The organism is Acinetobacter sp. ESBL14 (assembly GCF_036668815.1).
Classification (GTDB): Bacteria; Pseudomonadota; Gammaproteobacteria; order Pseudomonadales; family Moraxellaceae; genus Acinetobacter; species Acinetobacter gyllenbergii.
Genome location: NZ_JAZEVS010000071.1, coordinates 1 through 261 on the forward strand (window position 1 = coordinate 1; position 261 = coordinate 261).

Genomic DNA, 261 nt, shown 5'->3' on the forward strand with positions numbered 1-261 from the left:
CTACTGTCGTAACTGTTGTTGTGAATGGGGTGACTTATACCGCAACAGTAAATTCAGCAAATGGTACGTGGAGTGTGAGTGTACCAGGCAGTGGTTTATTGGCAGATGGCGATAAGACCATCGATGCCAAAGTGACGTTTACAGATGCAGCAGGTAACAGCAGCAATGTAACGGACACTCAAGTTTATACAGTGGACACCACTGCACCGAATGCGCCAGAGATTAATCCAATCAATGGTACAGATCCAATTACAGGAACAG

Annotated in this window: 1 pseudogene; it reads left to right on the forward strand. The window is 45.6% G+C overall.

Annotated features, from left to right (window positions below):
• Positions 1-261, forward strand: a pseudogene (locus V6E90_RS21675) (Ig-like domain-containing protein); the annotation flags it as partial.